Origin of the sequence: Hansschlegelia beijingensis, assembly GCF_014196425.1 — a bacterium.
Taxonomy (GTDB): Bacteria; Pseudomonadota; Alphaproteobacteria; order Rhizobiales; family Methylopilaceae; genus Methylopila; species Methylopila beijingensis.
On the sequence record NZ_JACIDR010000005.1, the window covers coordinates 95,267 to 111,418 of the forward strand.

Below are 16,152 nucleotides of genomic sequence, written 5' to 3' on the forward strand. Positions count from 1 at the left end.
TTAAGGATTCGCGGCGGCGGTTCGTCTGCCCCGGCCAGCCCATTCTTGTCCGACCGCATCACCGCACCTCCTGCGGAACGAATCCCCGCGCGGCCCGTTGGCGGAGTCCACGAGTCAAGGGCTTCGCATGCTGGATGTTGCGTCGGCTCCCCGCCCGGTGGAGCAGTTTCGGGACTTCGTCGAAAAGAGTGATTTCCCCTGTGTCGGCGCCAAATCTGCGCTGAAACGCGATCAGACGCGTTTCTGGGTCGGACGTGACTTCCTGAGCGGCGAGGACGACGAGGATCTTCTGCGCGAGCTCTACGACTTCATCGACTGGTACGGAGAGGAAACCCCGATGTTCGCGACCTTCGTCGCGACCTTCGACGGTCCGCTCGGCCTGTCCGAAACGGCGTTCGAGACAGCGCTTTGGGCGCGCCTCGACGCGCTGCACCGGCTGGACGCCAGGAGCTACCAATGGGATAGCCGGGTCTCCAGGGACCCGGAGTCGTCCGCTTTCGCCTTCAGCCTGAAGCAGGAGGCCTGCTTCGTCATCGGGCTGCATGACGGCGCGAGCCGGGCGGCGCGGCGGTTCGAGCGGCCGACGCTGGTGTTCAACCTCCACGACCAGTTCCGCAAGCTGCGGGAGGACGGGCGCTACGAGGCCCTTCAGGCGGCGATCCGCAAGCGCGACACCGCGCTCGACGGCGCGCCGAACCCGATGCTCGCTGACTTCGGCGACAGCAGCGAGGCGCGCCAGTACAGCGGCCGACGCGTCGGCGGCGCGTGGCGCTGCCCCTTCCAGCCCTCCGGACGCAAGGACGCGGCGTGAGCCTCCAGATCATTCCGCCGCGCTCCGGCGCCGCGTTCGAACTCACGCGTGGACAGACGCTGACGGTGATCGATCCGGAAGGCGAGCAGGTCTCGGATCTGGTCGCCTTCGCGCGCGAGGACCTCGACGAGGCGATTTCGTCCGGCCGCTCGCTGGACTACGCCTCGCGGATCTTCCTGACGACCGGCGACCCCCTCTATTCCAACCGCAGCCGGATCATGCTGGAGATCGTCGAGGACACGGTCGGCCGCCATGATTTCCTGCTGACGCCGTGCAGCGCCGACACTTTTCGCATCATCTACGGCCATGAGCATCCGCACCGCGGCTGCCACGGCAATCTGGTGGCCGCGCTCGAGCCATGGGGGATCGGCCCGGACCGCATCCCGATCGCGTTCAACATCTTCATGCATGTCGACGTGAACGGGACGACCGGCGAGCTGAAGGTGCTGCCGCCGAAGAGCAAGGCGGGCGACCGGATCGTGCTCCGGGCGGAGATGGACCTCGTCGTGGGCCTGACCGCCTGCTCGGCCGAGCAGTCCAACAACTACGCGTTCAAGCCGATCCACTACCGCATCGACGGATGAGCGCGGGCGGCGATGGGCCGCCTGCGCTCTGGCCGCTCAGCTCCTGCCGCCGGCCATCTGCTGGAACACGCCGTCGCGCCGCACCAGCGCATGGAACAGCGCCGCCGCGAGGTGGAGCAGCACCAGCGCGAACAGCACGAAGGCCAGCGTGCGGTGCGCGTTCCACAAGGCCGCGTGCAGCTCGCGGCTGGGCGACACGATCGGCGGCAGATTGAAGCCGCTCCACAGCGTCACCGGATAATCGGCCGCCGACAGCATCGCCCAGCCGATCAGCGGCATTGCGATCATCAGGGCGTAGAGGACGACGTGCGAGAGCCGGGCCGCGAGCTTCATCGGCTCCGGCAGGTCGGCTGGGAGCGCCGGCGCGCCGCGGGAGAGGCGGACCCCGACGCGGAGGATCACGAGGAGGAGCAGCGCGATCCCGAGCGGCTTGTGGATCGACACCAGCGTGAGATGCGCCTGCGAGACGGTCGACACCATGCCGACGCCGATGAACAGCATGGACAGGATGCCGATCGCCATCAGCCAGTGAAGCAGGCGCTGCAGCGGCGTGAAGCGGCCCGTGGCGACGGAGACGGCGTTCGGTTCGGCGATCGCGCTCATCACTGCGCTCCGTAGTTCTTGGCTTCGGCGGTGCGGCGATCGAAGGAGACCGCGTAGGCCGCCGATCGCGCGGCCGGGAACGGATCGTCCGACGTGCGAATGCCGTCGGGCAGGACGGTCGGGTCGAAGTTCACGTCGCGGCACGGGCCGTCGACCTCCTGCTCGACCTTGTCGGCGACGAGCGTGCCCGCCTCCACGGTCCGGCGGCCCTCGGGCCAGGGTTGGCTCGGATCAGCGGCCGGATCGCCGGGGCCGGCCACCGTGACTACCAGCTTCCAGCGCGCGGGCGCGGCCGCGATGCGCTGCGCGATCTCCTGCTCCAGAAAGTCCGGCCCGCGCTTGGCGAGTTCCTCCGCAGGCGCCGGCGTCGGCGTCGCTTCGGGGATCAACGACCAGCGCACGGCGTGGTCCTTGCCGCCCGCATCGGTGAAGATGAAGCTGTTCAGCCCGTTATAGCGCTCCTCGGCGTAGCTCCCGGTCCATGGCGCGGACTTGGTCCAGGCGCCGAACGCCGCGAACCGGGGATGGGCGCCGGCGAAGGCCTTCACCTGCTCGGGGTCCTTGGCGGCCAGCAGCTTCAGCAGCTGGTAGAAGTCCTGCGGCGTCGAGACCGGGAAGAACGGCGCGCTGATCATGGCGCTGCGCCATTCCTGCCCGTCCGGCGTCTGGATCCTGACGCTGAAGCCGCGCACGCGCGCGCTGGCGTCGGGGGCGTGCGGATCCGGCGTGCCGAAGTTGAAGCGGCCGACGATCGGATAACGGCCGGCCTCGAAGACCTTCGCCCTGGAAAGCTCCGCGCCGGCGCCGTTCGCCTCGAAGAAGCCGGTGAAACATATGCCCTTGGCATGGTTGCGGCGATGGCCGAGCGCCGGGCCGCCGGGCGGCGCGAAGGCGTCCACCACCTTGTCCGGCGTCAGCCGGCCGGGCGAAAGCCATCCGGCCGTATAGGCGAAGGCGGCGGCGCTTCCGCCGACCACGAGGGCGATCGCCGCGAGCGATACGAGCAATGAGCGTGGGCGGCGTGTCTCTGCCAATGGAGTTCCCCCTGTCCCAGGTGAGGCGGGCTTGCAAGGGCGTGGCGCCCGGCGTGTCACCGGGCGTCTACGGAGGGGGTCCGGGCGTCGTTACGGTCTGTCGAAACCAAATCGCCGCAGCGGGGCCGCCTGATTTGACCGCGCATGGTCTTCGATCCTAAGCGGTGGCCCCCGAGCGCCGCATTCCCGGCGCGGCAGGATGCGCCGAGCCCCGAAACGCCCATGATCCCATGGATTCACCTGGACACCGCGCAGGCGCCGGGCGGCGGCGAGCTCAAGCTCTCCCGGCGAGGCGACGAGTTCTCGATCAAGATCGGCGGCGCCGAGCTGATGAACAGCCGCCTCAGCGGCTCCGAGAAGGCGCTCGCGACGCTTGCTTGCGAGCGGATCAGGGACCGGCCGCGGCCGCGGCTCCTGATCGGCGGCCTCGGCATGGGGTTCACGCTTCGCGCGGCGCTGGAGGCGCTGCCGCCCGGCTCCTCCGTCGTGGTGGCCGAGCTGGTTCCGGCGGTCGTCGCCTGGGCCCGCGGGCCGATGGCCGAGCTGTTCGGCGACAGCCTCGACGACCCGAGGGTCACGATCGTCGAAGAGGATGTCGGCGCCGTGATCTGCGCGGCGCGTGGCGAGTACGACGCCATCCTGCTCGACGTCGACAACGGCCCCGAGGCCATGACCAGCGCTGCGAATGACGGGCTGTACGGCCCCGAAGGGCTCGGCGAGGCCCGTGGGGCGCTGAAGGGCGGGGGCGTGCTCGCGGTGTGGTCGCAGGGGCCGGACAGGGCGTTCGGCGGGCGGCTGTTCAAGTCGGGCCTCTCGGTGGAGGAGGTCCGCGTCCGCGCCCACCGCCCCGGCAAGGGCGCCCGCCACGTGATCTGGCTCGCGACCAAGGCCCCCGAGGGCCGGCCGGGCAAGTCGAAGCCCCGCCGGAGCCCGCCGGCGCGCCCCTAGGGCCGCGCGCGCTCCGCGAAGGCGGAGAGCAGGTCGCCGAACCGGTCGCCCTGCACCACCACGTGGGCGCGCAGCCGGGCGCGGGCGGCCTCCTCGTCGCCGGCGAGGATCGCCTTCACGATCTGCTCGTGTTCGTCGAACGACGCCCTCAGGCGGTTCTGCACGCGAAGCTGCAGGCGGCGATAGGGGCGCAGGCGGCGATGCAGCGCGCCGCACTGCTCGGCCAGGAAGCCGCTGTGGCTCGCCGCGTAGATCGCGTGGTGGAACTCCTCATTGTCGTAATAGTAGGCGTCCGTGCCGCCGGCCTCGGCCGAGGCGCGGCAGCGCTCATGGGCCGCGCTCAGCGCCGCCCGGTCGGACGCCGTGCAGCGCCGGGCCGCGAGCGAGCCGGCCAGCCCCTCGAGCTCGGCCATCACCTCGAACATCTCGTAGACGCGCTGCGGGCTGTGATCGACCACGATCGCGCCGCGGCGCGGCCGGAGCTCCACCGCGCCCGTGGCGCTGAGCTGCATCAGCGCCTCGCGCACCGGCGTGCGCGACACCCCGAAACGCTTCGACAGCGTGACCTCGTCGAGCCGCGAGCCAGGCGCGAACTCGCCGGCCACGATGCCGTTCTCGATATCGTCGCGCACCTTGCGCACCGCATTGTCGGCCATGCCGGGCTCCGCGCTCACCCAGCTCTTGTATACACGGCTTCGGAGTTTGCGCGCAGACGGTTTGACAGCGTCGACGATCGCGGCGCAACCTTCGCGGGAACGGCCAGACACATGGCCGGCGCAGGAGGGAACGATGGGAAGAGCAGGTCTCACTCTGCTGGCCGGCGCATGCGCGGCCGCATTCATCTCGCTCGCAGGACCCGCGGCGCAGGCCGACACGGTCCTCAAGGCCTCGCACCAGTTTCCGGGCGGCAAGGGCGACGTCCGCGACGAGATGGTCCAGATCATCGCGCGAGAGGTCGAGGCGGCCAATGTCGGCCTGAAGATCCAGGTCTTCCCGGGCTCGTCGCTCTACAAGCCGAACGACCAGTGGAACGCGCTGGCGCGCGGCCTGCTGGACATGTCGTCCTTCCCGCTCGACTACGCCTCCGGCAAGGTGCCGCAGTTCTCCGCGACCCTGATGCCAGGGCTCGTGGGCAATCTCGACCGGGCGAAGCGGCTCAATGACTCGCCCTTCATGGCCGACATCAAGAAGCTGATCTCCGACGCCGGCGTGGTGGTGATCGCCGACGCCTGGCTGTCCGGCGGCTTCGTGTCCAAGAAGGACTGCATCACCTCGCCCGAGAGCATCAAGGGTCAGGTGGTGCGCGCGGCCGGCCCCGCCTTCGAGCAGATGCTCGCCGCGGCCGGCGCGTCGATCTCCTCGATGCCATCCTCCGAGATCTACACCGGCATGCAGACCGGCGTGCTCGACGCAGCCAACACGTCTTCCGCGAGCCTCGTGTCCTATCGCCTGTTCGAGCAGGGCAAGTGCCTGACGGCGCCGGGCGAGAACGCGCTCTGGTTCATGTATGAGCCGGTGCTGATGTCGAAGCGCGTGTTCGAGGGGCTCACCGAGCCGCAGCGCGCGGCGATCCTGGCGGCGGGCAAGAAGTCCGAGGCGTTCTTCGACGCCGAGATCCGCAAGGGCGACCAGAAGATGATCGACGCCTACAAGAAGGCGAACGTCCAGGTCGTCGAGATGTCGAAGGGCGACTACGACGCCTGGCTCGCGGTCGCGAAGAGCTCCGCCTACGACAAGTTCGCCAACGACGTGCCGGGCGGCGGCGAGCTGATCGAGAAGGCCCTCGCGGTCAAGTAACCGCGCCGCATCGGCGGGCGGCGGAAGCGCCGCCCGCCTCCCACCCTCCGGCCCGGGGCGCCCGCATGATCTCCGCCTTTGTGTCCGCTGTCGGCGCGCTGTCGCGGCTGCTCGCGATCGTCGCCACCCTGTTGCTGATCGCCGCCATGCTGGTGGTCTGCGAGATGATCCTGGTGCGCTACGTCTTCCGCGCGGCGACGATCTGGCAGACCGACTTCGTGATCTTCGCGGCGACGGCCTCGGTCTTCCTCGGCGCGCCCTACGTCCTGCTCAAGAACGGCCATGTCGGGGTCGATGTGGTCGAGCTCCTGCTGAAGCCGAGGCCGCGGCGCGTGCTCAGGATCATCGGGGCGCTGTGCGGGCTCGCCTTCTGCGCCGCCATGCTGGCGGCGAGCTACATCAATTTCGAAGAGGCCTGGTCGGCCGGCTGGAAGCATTCGAGCGTCTGGGCGCCGCGGCTGTGGATCCCGCTGTCGGCGCTGCCGGTCGGCTTCGGGATGCTCTGCCTCCAGTATGTCGCGCAGATCCTCGTGATGCTGCGCGAGCCGCTGCAAGCCGACCCGGCGGCCGAGCACATCGCGATGGCCCACGCGGTCGCGCCTCACGCTCTCGAGGAGACCGCGCGATGAGCCCCGTCAGCTCCGGACTGCTGCTCGTGGGCGGCCTGTTCGCCCTGCTCGCCACCGGGATGCCGATCGCCTTCGCGCTCGGCCTCGCTGCCGTCGGCGCGCTCGTCCTGCAAGGCGGATTTCCGATCTTCTACGTGCTGTCGGAGACGATGTTCGCCGGCATCGCCAACCTCGCCTACGTGTCGATCCCGATGTTCGTGCTGATGGGCGCGGCGGTCGCCTCCTCGCCCGCCGGCGGCGACCTCTACGCCTCGCTCGACCGCTGGCTGAACCGGGTGCCGGGCGGCCTCGTGCTGTCCAACATCGGCGCCTGCGCGATCTTCTCGGGGATGACCGGCTCCTCGCCCGCGACCTGCGCGGCGATCGGCAAGATGGGCATCCCGGAGATGATGAACCGGGGCTATCCGGCCTCGGTCGCGACCGGCTCGATCGCCGCCGGCGGCACGCTCGGCATCCTGATCCCGCCCTCCGTGACGCTGATCGTCTACGGCATCTCCACCGAGACCTCGATCGGCCGGCTGTTCATGGCCGGCGTGCTCCCGGGGATCATGCTGACCGCGATGTTCATGGTCTGGGCGGTGTTCGACGCCAAGCGGAAGGGCTTCGAGTTCGGCGCGCGCGCGATGCGCTACACGCTCGCGCAGAAGCTCGAGACGCTGCCGCGGATCGGGCCCTTCCTGCTGATCATCGCGGGCACGCTCTATGTGCTCTACGGCGGCATCGCCACGCCCTCGGAGGCGGCCGGCGCCGGCGCGCTGCTGACCCTGCTCGTCGTGGTCATCGCCTACCGGCTGTTCCGCTTCAGACCGATCGCGGGGATCTTCGGCTCCGCGATGCGCGAGAGCGTCATGATCATGATGATCATGGCCGCCGCCGAGCTGTTCAGCTTCGCGCTGTCGTCGCTGTTCGTGACGCAGACGGTCGCGAGCGCGATCGCCTCGCTGGAGGTGAACCGCTGGGTCCTGATGGCGGTCATCAACCTCTTCCTGCTGGTCGCCGGCATGTTCCTGCCGCCGGTCGCGGTGATCGTGATGTCGGCGCCGCTGTTGTTCCCGATCGTCACCCAGGCCGGTTTCGATCCCTACTGGTTCGCCATCGTGCTGACGATCAACATGGAGGTCGGGCTGATCACCCCGCCGGTCGGGCTCAACCTGTTCGTCATCAACGCGATCGCCCCGCAGGTGCCGACGCGGGACATCCTCTGGGGCTCCCTGCCCTATGTGCTGGTGATGTTCCTGGCGATCCTGATCCTCTGCATCTTCCCGGAGATCGCCACCTGGCTTCCGAACCAGATGATGGGGGCGGCCACATGAGCGGCGCATCCTTCTTCGGCGACATGTTGCAGACCATCACGGAGCGCGGCCGGCAGCTGCTGGCGCTCGCCCCGTTCGGCGGCGACGCGCCGCGCCCCTCGCTCGAGCAGCTCTGCGAGCGCCTGCTGGGCGGCAACGGCGAGGCCTCGGGCATGGCGCTCGCGAGCCTGATCCTGGAGCGCTGGCGATCGCTCGACGGGCCCGAACAGGCGGCGTTCATGACGATGCTGCTCGAGCGCTTCGGCGCGGACGAGAGCCGGCTCGACGCCGCGATCGACGCCCACCGCGCGAAGCCGTCGGCGGACACGGTGCGGGCCTTGCACGCCGCCGCCGAGCCGCGCCGGCAGGAGATCATCCGGCGTCTCAACCTCGCGCCGGAAGGCGTCGGCCAGCTCGTGCGAATGCGCGAGGCGCTTCTCAGGATGCTGCCGGAGCGCCCGGAGCTCGCCGCCGTGGACGCCGACTTCGCGCATCTGTTCGGCTCGTGGTTCAACCGCGGCTTCCTGGTCCTGAAGCCGGTCGACTGGGCGACGCCCGCGAATGTTCTGGAGAAGATCATCCGCTACGAGGCGGTCCACGAGATCAAGGACTGGGATGAGCTGCGCCGCCGGGTGCAGCCGGTGGACCGGCGCTGCTTCGCCTTCTTCCACCCGCGCCTGCCGGACGAGCCGCTGATCTTCGTCGAGGTCGCGCTCACCACGTCGATCGCCGCCACCATCAGCGACGTGCTCGACGAGGACCGCGCGCAGATCCGCGCCGAGGACGCCACCACGGCGGTGTTCTACTCGATCTCGAACTGCCAGGAGGGGCTGCGCGGCGTCTCGTTCGGCAACTTCCTGATCAAGCAGGTCGTGGCGGATCTGCGCCGCGACCTCCCGAAGCTCTCGACCTTCGTGACGCTGTCGCCGATGCCGGGCTTCGCGGCGTGGCTGGCGCGGCAGCGCGCGGCGGAGCGGCCGGACCTGCTGGACCCCGCCGAACGCGCGCAGCTCGCGCCGCTCGACGATCCCGCGTGGGACAGGAACCCGGACGCCGTCGAGGAGCTGCAGCCGGCGCTCTGCCGGGCGGCCGCGACCTATCTGCTCCGCGCGAGGAACCCGGCCGGGCTCGCGGCCGACCCCGTGGCCCGTTTCCACCTCGGCAACGGCGCGCGGCTCGAACGCATCAACTTTCTCGGAGACCGCTCTCCCCGCGGCCTCCGCCAGGCGCATGGCATGATGGTGAACTATCTCTACGACCTGTCCGACATCGAGAAGAACCACGAGGCCTTCATCGGCCGCGGCGAGGTGATCGCCTCGCCCGCGGTCCAGCGGCTCGCGCCGACGACCAGGGCGTCGCAGCCGCGCTCCGTGCGGCCGGAGCACGCCGCATGAGCAACTGGCTGTTTGACGCCATCCGGGCGGCGGCCCCGGATCCGTCCACGCTGTTCCTCGAGACGCCGCGCGGCGACTGGAGCTATGCGGACCTGTTCGCCCGCTCGGCCCGGCTCGCCAACGCGCTCGTCGCGATGGGCGTCGCGCCCGGGGAGCGGGTGGCCGTGCAGGTCGAGAAGAGCGCGGAGGCGCTGACCCTCTATCTCGCCTGCGTGCGGGCGGGCGCCGTCTACCTGCCGCTCAACACCGGCTACACCCAGACGGAGCTCGATTATTTCGTTGGCGACGCCGAGCCGCGCGTGCTGGTCGTCGACCCGGCGGCCGAGCAGGCGCTGGCGCCGGTCGCGGCGAAACACCGGGCGAGGCTCGAGACGCTGTCGGCCGACGGCGGGGGATCGCTGCTGACGGCGGCAGCCCACGCCTCCGACCGCTTCGAGGACGTCGCGCGCGGGCCGGACGACCTCGCGGCGATCCTTTACACCTCCGGCACCACCGGTCGCTCCAAGGGCGCGATGCTGAGCCACGACAATCTGCTGTCGAATGCGCTCACCCTGAAGGATCTGTGGCGGTTCTCGCGCGAGGACCGGCTGATCCACGCTCTGCCGATCTTCCACACGCACGGGCTGTTCGTCGCGACCAACATCGTGCTGGCGGCCGGCGCCTCGATGATCTTCATGCCGCGCTTCGACGCCGCATCCGTGATCGCCGCGATGCCGCGCGCGACCGTGCTGATGGGGGTGCCCACCTTCTACGTGCGCCTGCTCCAGCAGCCCGGCCTGACCCGGGAGGCGACGGCCGGCATGCGCCTGTTCGTCTCCGGGTCGGCGCCCCTGCTCGCCGAGACCCACCGGGCGTTCGAGGAGCGGACCGGGCAGAAGATCCTCGAGCGGTACGGCATGACCGAGACCAACATGATCACCTCGAACCCCTATGACGGCGAGCGGGTCGCGGGGGCGGTCGGCTTCCCGCTGCCGGGCGTCTCGCTCAGGGTGGCGGACCCCGAGAGCGGCGCCCCGCTCCCCGACGGCGAGGTCGGCATGATCGAGGTGAAGGGGCCCAACGTCTTCAAGGGTTACTGGCGCATGCCGGAGAAAACCCGGGCCGAGTTCCGCCCCGACGGCTTCTTCATCACCGGCGATCTCGGCCGGATCGACGAGCGCGGCTATGTCTGGATCGTCGGTCGCGGCAAGGACCTCGTGATCTCCGGCGGCTACAACATCTATCCGAAGGAGGTCGAGCTCGAGATCGACCAGTTGCCCGGCGTGGTGGAGAGCGCCGTGATCGGGGTTCCGCATCCGGACTTCGGCGAAGGCGTCACGGCGGTCGTCGTCCCAGTCCAGGGGCATGCGGTCGACGAGAGCGGCGTGCTCGCGGCGCTCGAGGGACGGCTCGCGCGCTACAAGCAGCCGAAGCGGGTGATGTTCGTGGACGAGCTGCCCCGCAACACGATGGGCAAGGTCCAGAAGAACGTGCTGCGCGACCGCTACGCCGACCTTTACGCCAGACCAAGGGCGATTGGCGGCTAGCTCAGCAGCCAGACCTTCTCGGTCGCCGGGCACTTGCCCTTCATGCCGGCGGGGTCCTCCGCGCACTCGAGCAGCGTGACGCCGTAGGACCCGCCGTAGAGCGCCCTCACCTCCTGCTCGTCGACCGAGAAGGGCGGCCCGTCCGCGCGCGTCTGGTCATACACGAAGGTCACGAGCAGCTGCGGCGCGCCTCTGGCGATCGCGGTGACATGCGCGGCGTAGCGGGCGCGGTCGGCCCGCGGCAGAGCCACCAGGGCCGCGCGGTCATAGACGGCCTCCACCGAGCCGAGCGCCTCGCCGGTCAGCGCGAAAATGTCGCCGACGAACACGTCCACGCCCGGCGCGCTGTAGCGCCTCAGCGGCCCGGCGGGCTCGATCGCCGGCTCGACGCCGAGCTCCGCGAACAGCTGCTCCACAGCGGTCTCGACCAGCTCCACGCCGACCACGGGGTAGCCGTTGGCGAGCAGCCAGTGGATGTCGAGGGTCTTGCCGCACAGCGGCAGGAGCAGCCGCGCCCCCGGCTCCACGCCAAGCGCCGCGAAATTCCTGAGCAGCAGCGGGTTGGGTGAGGAGCGGTGGAACCCGATCGCGTTGTCGCGCCACCGCCGGCGCCAGAAATCCGCCTCCACCGCATCCTCCCTGCCCTCATGCGCGCCCTGACAACGCGCGTCTTTTGAAAAACCGCAGGCGCCGCCCGATATTGGGCTCACCGATCAACCCGAGGAGCCGGCGATGACCACTGCCACAGAACGCGCGATCCTCGCAGGCGGATGTTTCTGGGGGATGCAGGACCTGATCCGCAAGCAGCCGGGGGTGGTCGCCACCCGGGTCGGCTACACCGGCGGCGACGTCCCGAACGCCACCTACCGCAACCACGGCACCCACGCCGAGGCGATCGAGATCGTGTTCGACCCCGCCGTCACGAGCTTCAGGCGGATGCTGGAGTTCTTCTTCCAGATCCACGACCCCACCACCAGGAACCGGCAGGGCAACGATCTCGGCCTGAGCTACCGGTCCGCGATCTTCTATCTCGACGAGGAACAGAAGCGCGTCGCGGAGGAGACCATCGCGGATGTCGACGCCTCGGGCCTGTGGCCCGGCAAGGTCGTGACGGAGGTCGCGCCCGCAGGTCCGTTCTGGGAGGCCGAGCCGGAGCACCAGAATTATCTGGAGCGCTTCCCGGCCGGCTACACCTGCCACTTCATCCGGCCGAACTGGCGCCTGCCGGCGCGCGAGGAGGTCCGCCGCGCGGGCTGAACGGCGGGCGGGTCTCTGCCCCGCTCAGCCCCGCGGGCTCTCCGGACCGCGCGCGTAATCCTCGTCGGCCACCTGCTCGAGCCAGTCGACGACCTTGCCGTCCTGCGCCTCGCCGACCGCGACGTGGCTCATGGCGCTGGTCGCGGTCGCGCCGTGCCAATGCTTTTCTCCGGGCGCGAACCACACCACGTCGCCGGGCCGGATCTCCTCCACCGGCCCGCCCTCGCGCTGCGCCCAGCCGAGCCCGGAGACGACGATCAGGGTCTGGCCGAGCGGATGGGTGTGCCAGGCGGTGCGGGCGCCGGGCTCGAAGCTGACGGTGGCGGCCGAGACCCGCGCCGGCGCGGGCGCCTGGAAGCGGCCCTCGATCCGGACGGCTCCGGTGAAGTAGTCCGGCGAACCCGCCGTCGCGGCGATCGTTCCGTTGCGCTGGATGTTCATGGCCTTCTCCGCTGGGCCGGCAAATCTATCGCGCGGCGCTGCGCCGGACAAAGGCGCGCGGAGCGCGGACATGAGGCCTCTTCTCCCTCCACGAGGCGAAGCCGTGGGGAGGGTGGCCTCGGCAGCAAGGCCGAGGCCACGTGGGCCTTGGGCGTGAAGCGCAAATCGTCATGTCCGCTTGCGGGCATCCACGACGTCCTTCCCCGTCACGCTTGAGAGCAAGTCGTGGATACCCGCGCGAAGGCGCGGGCACGACGCGCGCGTTCGGGCGGCTCCGTCTGAAGACACCCCATCCGGCCGGGCTTCGCCCGCCTGCCCTCCCCTCTGCCGGGGAGGGAGAAGAGCGGCCTTCGCCTGACGGAGCGCTTCCAAAGCCGTGCGCGGGGGCGCCACAGCGCCACCACACAGAAAAGTGAGGCGGTGCGGCGTGCCCGCGCTTCCACCCGCTGTGGGACGCCATCGCGACCCTTCCTGCCCTCCGGCGCGTACAGCGCCGGAGCGAATAACCATGCCGGAAGAAGTGTTTCCGTAGTAGTGATCGACCGAACACTCGTAAGTACTAAGACAAAAGGTTAGTGGCGGCAGTCCTCGCGGCGTCGGACAACAATTCGTCGCCATCTGGCATACCTGGCGGCGGATTCGGGCGGCGGGCAGGCCCCGCAATAGAAGGTCGGGGGACCCGCATGGAGGAAATCAGCGCGCTGCTCGGCGGCTTCGCAGTCGCCATCACGCCGTACAACATGATGCTGATGGTCGTCGGCATCGTGCTCGGCGTGATCATCGGCGTGTTGCCGGGACTTGGCGGCGCGAACGGCGTCGCGATCCTGCTGCCCCTCACCTTCTCGATGGAGCCGACCTCGGCGATCATCATGCTGAGCAGCATCTACTGGGGCGCGCTGTTCGGCGGCGCGATCACGGCGATCCTGTTCAACATACCCGGCGAACCATGGTCGGTGGCGACGACCTTCGACGGCCACCCCATGGCGATGCGCGGCAAGGCCGACGAGGCGCTGGTCGGCGCCTTCACCTCCTCCTTCGTCGGCGCGATCTTCGCCGTTATCCTGATCACCTTCCTCGCGCCGATGATCGCCAAGTTCGCGCTGCGCTTCGGGCCGGCGGAGTTCTTCGCGGTCCAGTTCCTGACATTCGCGAGCTTCCTCGGCATGGGGCGCGGCTCGCCCTTCAAGACCCTCGCCTCGATGTGCCTCGGCTTCGCGCTGGCCTCGGTGGGACTCGACGGCGTCACCGGCACGCTGCGGCTGACCTTCGGCCATGAGGAGCTGCTGAACGGCTTCAAGTTCCTGGTCGCGGTCATCGGCCTGTTCGGCATCGGCGAGATCCTGTCCTCGATGGAGGAAGGGCTGAGCTTCCGCGGCGCGCACGCCAAGCTGAAGATGGACGCGGTGATCCGCACCTGGCGGCAACTGCCGCGGATGACCTTCACCTTCCTGCGCAGCTGCATCGTCGGCTGCTGGATGGGCATCACGCCGGGCGGCGCCACGCCGGCCTCCTTCATGGGCTACGGCCTCGCCAAGCGCTTCTCGAAGAACGGCCGGAACTTCGGCAAGGGCGAGCTGGAAGGCGTCGTGGCGCCCGAGACGGCCGCCCACGCCGCCGGCACCTCCGCGCTGCTGCCGATGCTCACGCTCGGCATCCCGGGCTCGCCGACCGCCGCCGTGCTGCTGGGCGGCCTGCTGATCTGGGGTCTGCAGCCCGGGCCGCTCATGTTCGTCGAGCAGAAGGAGTTCGTCTGGGGCCTGATCGCCTCGATGTACATGGGCAACCTCGTCGGCCTGGTGCTGGTGCTGACCTGCGTGCCGTTCTTCGCCGCCATCCTGCGCGTGCCGTTCTCGATCATCGCTCCCGTGATCGTCGTGATCTGCGCCATCGGCGCCTACACGGTGAACAACGCGATGTTCGATGTCTGGATGATGCTGGTGTTCGGCGTGATGGGCTACCTGTTCACCAAGCTCGGCTACCCGCTGCCGCCGCTCGTCCTCGCGCTGGTGCTCGGCGACCAGGCGGAGAGCTCCTTCCGTCAGGCGATGCTGAGTTCGCAGGGCGACGTCACGGTGTTCTGGTCGAACTGGCTGTGCGGCGGGATCATGACGCTCGGCCTGGTGCTCGCGTTCTGGCCGCTGGTCCAGACGGTTCTTGAAAAATGGAGAGGCGGAGCGGTCGCGACGCCCGCGTGAGGGCCCGGCCGAACTGCGCGCGTCGTGTCGAGACAAGCCGCGACCACAAGCGGCGATGCAGGAGAAATGAGATGTCCGTTCGTTCTCTGAAAGCCTCCGCCCTGGTGCTCGGCGCCGCGCTCGGCCTCGCGGCCGGCCCTGCGGCGGCCGCCTGGGAGCCCACAAAGGCCGTCACCTTCGTCATCCCGGCCGGCACCGGCGGCGGCGCGGACCAGATGGCGCGCTTCATCCAGGGCGTGATCCAGAAGAACAACCTGATGAACAAGCCCGTCGTCGTGCTCAACAAGGGCGGCGGCGCAGGGGCCGAAGGCTTCCTGGAGATGAAGGCCTCGGCGCGGGATCCGCACAAGATCATCATCACCCTGTCGAACCTGTTCACGACCCCGATGGGCACCGGCGCCCCCTTCAACTGGAAGGACATGAAGCCGGTCTCGATGCTGGCGCTCGACCAGTTCGTGCTGTGGACCAACGCCGAGAAGAACTATCCGGACGCCAAGGCCTATATCGACGCCGTGAAGGCCGCGCCCGACCGCCAGTTCAAGATGGGCGGCACCGGCTCCAAGCAGGAAGATCAGATCATCACCGCCGCGATCGAGCGGCACACCGACGGCAAGAAGTTCACCTACATCCCGTATGACGGCGGCGGAAAGGTCGCGGTCCAGCTCGTCGGCGGGCACGTCGACTCGAGCGTGAACAACCCGATCGAGGCGGTCGCGCAGTGGCGCGGCAAGCAGCTCAAGCCGCTGTGCATCTTCGACTCCAAGCGCTCGACCCACACGGGCAAGATCACCGAGGACATGGCCTGGAGCGACATCCCGACCTGCACCGAGGCGGGGCTTCCGGTCGAGTACCAGATGCTGCGCGGCATCTTCACGACGAGCGGCGCGACCGACGAGCAGGTCGCCTTCTATGTCGACCTGTTCAAGAAGGTGATGGCGACCGAAGACTGGAAGGCCTTCATGGACAAGGGCGCGTTCAACGAGACCACGATGAGCGGGGCGGAGTTCGAGGCCTGGCTCACGGAAGCCGAGAAGAAGCACCGCGAGCTGATGCAGGAAGCCGGCTTCCTCGCGCAGGCGCAGTGACCCGATACGACTGAGCGGAGACGACGAGGCAGCCATGAGCCACGCCCCAGAAGTCCAAGAAGAACGCCCGCTGGTCAGCACCCGCGCGGCCGACATAGCGGTGGCGCTGCTGTTCCTCGTCGCCTCCGCGGTCGTGATCGCCGACAGCATGCGGCTCGGCTTCAACTGGCGGCCGAACGAGGGGCCGGCCCCTGGCTACTTCCCGTTCTACATCGCCGTGGTCATGGCGCTTGCGAGCGCCGTGAACCTCGCCCGCGCCGTGGCGCTCCCGCCGGAGGGCGAGGCGACGCTGACCACCCGGCCGGGCTTCATGCGGATGATGGCGATCTTCATCCCGGCGGTGGTCTACGTGGCCGCGACGACCTGGATCGGGATCTATGTGGCGTCGGCGATCTACATCGCCGGCTTCATGATCTTCTTCGGGCGGTTCGCCCTCTGGAAGGCCGCCGGCGTGTCCCTCTCGATCGCCGCGATCGCCTTCATGATGTTCGAGGTCTGGTTCCTGGTGCCGTTGCCGAAGGGCCCGCTCGAGGCCGCGATCGGCTACTGAGGCGGG

At 69.3% G+C, this 16,152-nt stretch carries 17 protein-coding genes; 12 read left to right on the top strand and 5 right to left on the bottom strand.

Going from position 1 to position 16,152, the window contains the following annotated elements; translation table 11 throughout:
- Positions 1-127: 127 nt before the first annotated feature.
- Positions 128-811 carry a guanitoxin biosynthesis heme-dependent pre-guanitoxin N-hydroxylase GntA gene (gene gntA, locus GGR24_RS14645; RefSeq protein ID WP_183396120.1) on the top strand — a complete coding sequence of 228 codons (684 nt, stop codon included), beginning with the start codon at positions 128-130 and terminating at the stop codon, positions 809-811.
- Complete coding sequence (locus GGR24_RS14650) at positions 808-1,395, top strand: DUF1989 domain-containing protein (protein ID WP_343066263.1); 588 nt, start codon at positions 808-810, stop codon at positions 1,393-1,395. Before gntA ends, GGR24_RS14650 begins: the two co-directional genes overlap by 4 nt.
- Positions 1,396-1,431: 36 nt before the next feature.
- Here the strand turns inward: GGR24_RS14650 and GGR24_RS14655 are convergent, their stop codons facing one another.
- A complete protein-coding gene (locus GGR24_RS14655) occupies positions 1,432-1,998 on the bottom strand; it encodes a cytochrome b (protein ID WP_183396122.1) in 567 nt (188 codons plus the stop codon).
- Complete coding sequence (locus tag GGR24_RS14660; RefSeq protein ID WP_183396123.1) at positions 1,998-3,032, bottom strand: catalase family peroxidase; 1,035 nt, start codon at positions 3,030-3,032, stop codon at positions 1,998-2,000. The genes GGR24_RS14655 and GGR24_RS14660 overlap by 1 nt, the downstream gene beginning before the upstream one ends.
- A 222-nt stretch (positions 3,033-3,254) precedes the next feature.
- Here GGR24_RS14660 and GGR24_RS14665 point away from each other — a divergent pair, with 222 nt between their 5' ends.
- On the top strand, positions 3,255-3,980 hold the full coding sequence (locus GGR24_RS14665; protein ID WP_183396124.1) for a spermidine synthase: 726 nt from the start codon (positions 3,255-3,257) through the stop codon (positions 3,978-3,980).
- Here the strand turns inward: GGR24_RS14665 and GGR24_RS14670 are convergent.
- Positions 3,977-4,636 carry a GntR family transcriptional regulator gene (locus tag GGR24_RS14670; RefSeq protein WP_183396125.1) on the bottom strand — a complete coding sequence of 220 codons (660 nt, stop codon included), beginning with the start codon at positions 4,634-4,636 and terminating at the stop codon, positions 3,977-3,979. The two genes, GGR24_RS14665 and GGR24_RS14670, sit on opposite strands and share 4 nt — an antisense overlap.
- Positions 4,637-4,769: 133 nt before the next feature.
- On the opposite strand from GGR24_RS14670, the gene GGR24_RS14675 reads away from it, so the two are divergent.
- From GGR24_RS14675 to GGR24_RS14695, 5 genes are all read left to right on the top strand, one after another.
- Positions 4,770-5,777, top strand: coding sequence for a TRAP transporter substrate-binding protein (locus GGR24_RS14675; protein ID WP_183396126.1), 1,008 nt, complete (start codon positions 4,770-4,772; stop codon positions 5,775-5,777).
- Between the two features lie 65 nt (positions 5,778-5,842).
- Positions 5,843-6,406: a TRAP transporter small permease subunit gene (locus GGR24_RS14680; protein ID WP_183396127.1), complete on the top strand. Its 564-nt coding sequence runs from the start codon at positions 5,843-5,845 to the stop codon at positions 6,404-6,406.
- A complete protein-coding gene (locus GGR24_RS14685) occupies positions 6,403-7,719 on the top strand; it encodes a TRAP transporter large permease (RefSeq protein WP_183396128.1) in 1,317 nt (438 codons plus the stop codon). The genes GGR24_RS14680 and GGR24_RS14685 overlap by 4 nt, the downstream gene beginning before the upstream one ends.
- Positions 7,716-9,092 (top strand): malonyl-CoA decarboxylase, encoded by a 1,377-nt coding sequence (locus GGR24_RS14690; RefSeq protein WP_183396129.1) that lies wholly within the window; start codon positions 7,716-7,718, stop codon positions 9,090-9,092. The genes GGR24_RS14685 and GGR24_RS14690 overlap by 4 nt, the downstream gene beginning before the upstream one ends.
- Complete coding sequence (locus GGR24_RS14695; RefSeq protein ID WP_183396130.1) at positions 9,089-10,618, top strand: malonate--CoA ligase; 1,530 nt, start codon at positions 9,089-9,091, stop codon at positions 10,616-10,618. The genes GGR24_RS14690 and GGR24_RS14695 overlap by 4 nt, the downstream gene beginning before the upstream one ends.
- Here GGR24_RS14695 and tmpT read toward each other — a convergent pair.
- A complete protein-coding gene (tmpT, locus tag GGR24_RS14700) occupies positions 10,615-11,247 on the bottom strand; it encodes a thiopurine S-methyltransferase (RefSeq protein WP_183396131.1) in 633 nt (210 codons plus the stop codon). The two genes, GGR24_RS14695 and tmpT, sit on opposite strands and share 4 nt — an antisense overlap.
- A 103-nt stretch (positions 11,248-11,350) precedes the next feature.
- Between tmpT and msrA the strand changes: the two genes are divergently transcribed.
- Positions 11,351-11,875 carry a peptide-methionine (S)-S-oxide reductase MsrA gene (gene msrA, locus GGR24_RS14705; protein WP_183396132.1) on the top strand — a complete coding sequence of 175 codons (525 nt, stop codon included), beginning with the start codon at positions 11,351-11,353 and terminating at the stop codon, positions 11,873-11,875.
- A 24-nt stretch (positions 11,876-11,899) separates the two neighbouring features.
- Here the strand turns inward: msrA and GGR24_RS14710 are convergent, their stop codons facing one another.
- The gene (locus GGR24_RS14710; protein WP_183396133.1) at positions 11,900-12,316 is read right to left on the bottom strand and encodes a (R)-mandelonitrile lyase; all 417 of its coding nucleotides are present in this window, start codon (positions 12,314-12,316) and stop codon (positions 11,900-11,902) included.
- 683 nt (positions 12,317-12,999) lie between these two features.
- Here GGR24_RS14710 and GGR24_RS14715 point away from each other — a divergent pair.
- From GGR24_RS14715 to GGR24_RS14725, 3 genes are all read left to right on the top strand, one after another.
- Positions 13,000-14,511, top strand: a complete 1,512-nt coding sequence (locus GGR24_RS14715; RefSeq protein ID WP_183396134.1) for a tripartite tricarboxylate transporter permease — start codon at positions 13,000-13,002, stop codon at positions 14,509-14,511.
- A 71-nt stretch (positions 14,512-14,582) separates the two neighbouring features.
- Positions 14,583-15,596: a tripartite tricarboxylate transporter substrate binding protein gene (locus GGR24_RS14720; RefSeq protein ID WP_183396135.1), complete on the top strand. Its 1,014-nt coding sequence runs from the start codon at positions 14,583-14,585 to the stop codon at positions 15,594-15,596.
- Between the two features lie 34 nt (positions 15,597-15,630).
- Positions 15,631-16,146, top strand: coding sequence for a tripartite tricarboxylate transporter TctB family protein (locus GGR24_RS14725; RefSeq protein WP_183396136.1), 516 nt, complete (start codon positions 15,631-15,633; stop codon positions 16,144-16,146).
- The last annotated feature ends 6 nt before the right edge of the window (positions 16,147-16,152 follow it).